We start from the raw sequence: 3503 nt of genomic DNA, 5'->3' as shown, positions 1-3503 counted from the left end.
AGTATATCAAACCATACGTACCGCCCGGGCCTATGCCATCAAAGAACAAAAACCCGTACTGATAGAAGCCATGACCTTCCGTATGCGCGGGCATGAGGAGGCCAGCGGCGTAAAATACGTGCCCCCTGCCCTCTTTGTGGAGTGGGGTAAAAAAGATCCCGTTGCTCAATATGAATCCTTCCTGTTACAGGCCAACCTGCTTTCGGCCGAAGGCATTACCACTATCCGGGATGAACTGAAACATGAAATAGAGGAGCTGGTGGCGAAAGGGATTACAGACATCCCTTTTCTGGCCAATACCGAAACAGAGCTCAACGATCTGTATGCCGCTGCACCCGCCCCGGTAGCCGCTTCCGGCGCCTCTTCAGAAAAGCGTTTTATCAATGCTTTGTCCGACGGGCTTAAACAAGCCATGGAACAGCATCCCGAGCTGATCCTGATGGGACAGGATATCGCAGCCTACGGAGGCGCTTTCAAAATTACGGAGGGCTTTCTTGAACAGTTTGGCGCCGGCAGGGTGCGGAATACTCCCCTGTGTGAAAGCGCTGTGATCGGCGCTGCACTGGGCTTGTCTATCGGTGGGTTTAAAAGCATGGTAGAAATGCAGTTTGCTGATTTTGTAACCTGTGGGTTTAACCAGATCGTGAACAACCTGGCCAAAATACATTACCGCTGGGGCCAGAATGCTGATATTGTAATCAGAATGCCCGCCGGCGGCGGTGTTGGAGCCGGGCCCTTCCACTCTCAAACCAACGAGGCGTGGTTTACCCATGTACCGGGCCTGAAAGTGGTATACCCTTCCAACCCGGCAGACGCCAAAGGCTTGCTCACGGCAGCTTTCGCCGATCCCAACCCCGTAATGTATTTTGAACATAAAGCACTGTACCGCCGCATCAGCGGGCTGGTGCCCAACAGCTACTATACCACCGAAATAGGAAAAGCCGCACTGGTACAACCGGGGGAGGACATCAGCATCATCACCTGGGGCAGCGGCGTACACTGGGCGCTGGATTATGCCGGACAGCATCCGGCGCTTTCTATCGGGATCCTTGACCTGCGCACCCTCCTGCCGCTGGATTACACTGCCATCCGGGAAATTGTGGCGGCTACCGGCAAGGTGCTGATCCTTCATGAAGATACGCTGACAGGCGGATTTGGCGCGGAAATCAGCGCCTGGATCGCCGAACACTGCTTTTCCCTGCTGGATGCACCGGTAATGCGCTGCGCCAGCCTGGACACCCCGGTGCCTTTTGCCGGCTCCCTGGAAAAAAATTTTCTCGCCAAATCAAGGCTGGACCAGTATATCCGGCAATTAACCAGCTGGTAATCCTCCCTTTGATTGGGAATATGCATTGAATGTTTTAATTTGCATCCGGAATAATATAAAATCATTATACAATGTTGATGAATCTTTTAACAGTAGTACACACCACCAACTTTTATAAAGTTGGCGATAGCATCGGAGGATTCCTGGCGCCTGTGGCCATTATCGTTTTTGCTGCCATGTTTATTTATGCATGGGTTAAATACGCAAAACTCTAATTGTAATAGTTTTTACATCGCATTATAAGAAAGGGCTATCTCAATGAGATAGCCCTTTCTGTGTTTATATTAAAGTCTATTCTTCAGGAGGCACGTGCTGGTTATAATACTGTGCTGTATAGCGCAGGTTCTCTTCATCATAGCATACCAGGATCACTTCTTCTATCCCCGTGTTTCCTTCCAGGTACTTCATGATGGTATCCATGGCAATTTTCGCAGCAAGATCTTTAGGGAAGTGATAAATACCTGTACTGATATTCGGGAAAGCGATGCTTTTCAGATGATGACGGTCGGCCAGTTCCAGGGAATGGCGATAGCAATTCGCCAGCAGGATATCTTCTTCACGGGTACCATTATTCCAAACCGGCCCCACTGTGTGAATAACATGTTTTGCCGGTAAACGGCCAGCGGTAGTAATCACGGCTTCTCCCGTTTTGCATCCTCCCTGCCTGGCTACAATAGCCCTGCAATCGTTGAGGATATCTGGTCCGCCGGCGCGGTGAATGGCGCCATCCACACCACCCCCACCCAAGAGGGAAGAGTTGGCAGCGTTTACAATGGCATCGGCGCTTACTTTTGTAATGTCGCCACGGATAATACTGATCTTCCTCTGTGTCATAGGCTATGTTGTTCTTACATACACCAGTTTCCCTGTTTTCTTTCCGCTTTCCCTGATATCTATTTCAAAATCGGGAAAACTCTTCAGCAGTTGCACCAGTTTATTAAATCCAAAATTGCGGGAGTCAAAATCCGGTTGTTTCTTCAGCAGCAGGTTGCCCAGCTCTCCCAGGTAAGCCCACCCGTCTTCATCTGCAATATCATTGATACTGGTGGATATTAACGCTACCAGTTGTTTATCTGCTTTACTGATGCTGTTTCTTTTATCTTTGGTGGTCCTTGTTTTTTCCGTATCCGTTTTCTTTTCCCGGACCTGGAGAATTTCGAGGTAGATGAATTTGTCGCAGGCAGCCCTGAAAGCACTGGGTGTTTTTTGTTCTCCCATACCATACACTATCATTCCTGCTTCGCGCAGGCGGGTAGCCAGCCGGGTAAAATCGCTGTCGCTGGATACCAGGCAAAATCCATCCACCCTGCCGGTATACAGGATGTCCATTGCATCAATGATCATTGCGGAATCGGTGGCATTTTTACCGGAGGTATAACTATATTGCTGGATGGGCGTGATGGCATAATCCAGTAATACTCCTTTCCATCCTGCCACTGTAGGCTTCGTCCAATCGCCATAGATCCTTTTAAAAGTTGGACTGCCATACTTCGCCACTTCTTCCAGCATACCTTTAATGTTATGATAGGGAATATTATCGGCGTCTATCAATACTGCCAGGCGGAGATCTTTCGAGGTATTATCCATTGTTATTATTTTTGGGTTGAAGGGCACACTAACAAATGTAGCCAATTACTGAAAACTAAAAACGTGCCGGCTGCAGTTATTTACTGCCTCCGGCACGTCGGTTATTTCAGGTAATCCGCTTAGCTTACATATGCACGGATCATCCAGGCCAGCTTCATATGCTTTTGCAACATTTGGGTAGCAAAATCCGCGGCTCCTTTATCTTTGTATTTTTCATCAAATTCATCGATGAGCCTGCGCAGGTTACGGATGATTGTTTCATGGTCGTCCAGCAATTCCTTCAATTGTTTTTTCTGGTCGTTGGAGTACTCAGATTCCAGCAGGTTAGTCAGTTTCAAAACATCTGCATAGCGGCCTTCTGCATAATGACCTAAAGAGCGGATATATTCTGCCACATCGTCACCAAAATCCTGCAGCTCTTCGTATTGTGCTTCATAGAACTTATGCATTTCCATGAAATTACTTCCTTCGATATTCCAGTGGCAATTGCGTGTTTTAGCATAAATCAACAATTCATCTGCTAATACTTTATTCAATTCTAATGCTATTTTTTTTGTGTTTTCTGCTGAAACACCAATGTTTGCTTTCA

5 protein-coding genes are annotated in these 3503 nt (G+C 47.7%); 2 read left to right on the top strand and 3 right to left on the bottom strand.

Annotated elements, in window-relative coordinates; all coding sequences use genetic code 11:
* Positions 1-1327 (top strand): transketolase C-terminal domain-containing protein (locus VN105_RS12125; protein ID WP_325641187.1); only part of this gene is annotated, 1327 nt, incomplete at its 5' end.
* A gap of 71 nt (positions 1328-1398) precedes the next feature.
* Positions 1399-1542, top strand: coding sequence for a hypothetical protein (locus tag VN105_RS12120; protein WP_209856121.1), 144 nt, complete (start codon positions 1399-1401; stop codon positions 1540-1542).
* A gap of 76 nt (positions 1543-1618) precedes the next feature.
* Here the strand turns inward: VN105_RS12120 and VN105_RS12115 are convergent, their stop codons facing one another.
* The 3 genes from VN105_RS12115 to VN105_RS12105 form a co-directional block, all read right to left on the bottom strand.
* Positions 1619-2161 carry an O-acetyl-ADP-ribose deacetylase gene (locus VN105_RS12115; RefSeq protein ID WP_325641183.1) on the bottom strand — a complete coding sequence of 181 codons (543 nt, stop codon included), beginning with the start codon at positions 2159-2161 and terminating at the stop codon, positions 1619-1621.
* A 3-nt stretch (positions 2162-2164) separates the two neighbouring features.
* A complete protein-coding gene (locus VN105_RS12110; protein WP_325641181.1) occupies positions 2165-2914 on the bottom strand; it encodes an NYN domain-containing protein in 750 nt (249 codons plus the stop codon).
* Between the two features lie 119 nt (positions 2915-3033).
* Positions 3034-3503, bottom strand: a 470-nt coding sequence (locus VN105_RS12105; RefSeq protein WP_325641179.1) for a DNA starvation/stationary phase protection protein, incomplete at its 5' end; no start/stop codon positions are given.

Origin of the sequence: Chitinophaga sp. (assembly GCF_035564935.1) — a bacterium.
Taxonomy (GTDB): Bacteria; Bacteroidota; Bacteroidia; order Chitinophagales; family Chitinophagaceae; genus Chitinophaga.
Note: the sequence above shows the minus strand (reverse complement) of the source record. Positions and strands in the feature narration are given on the sequence as shown.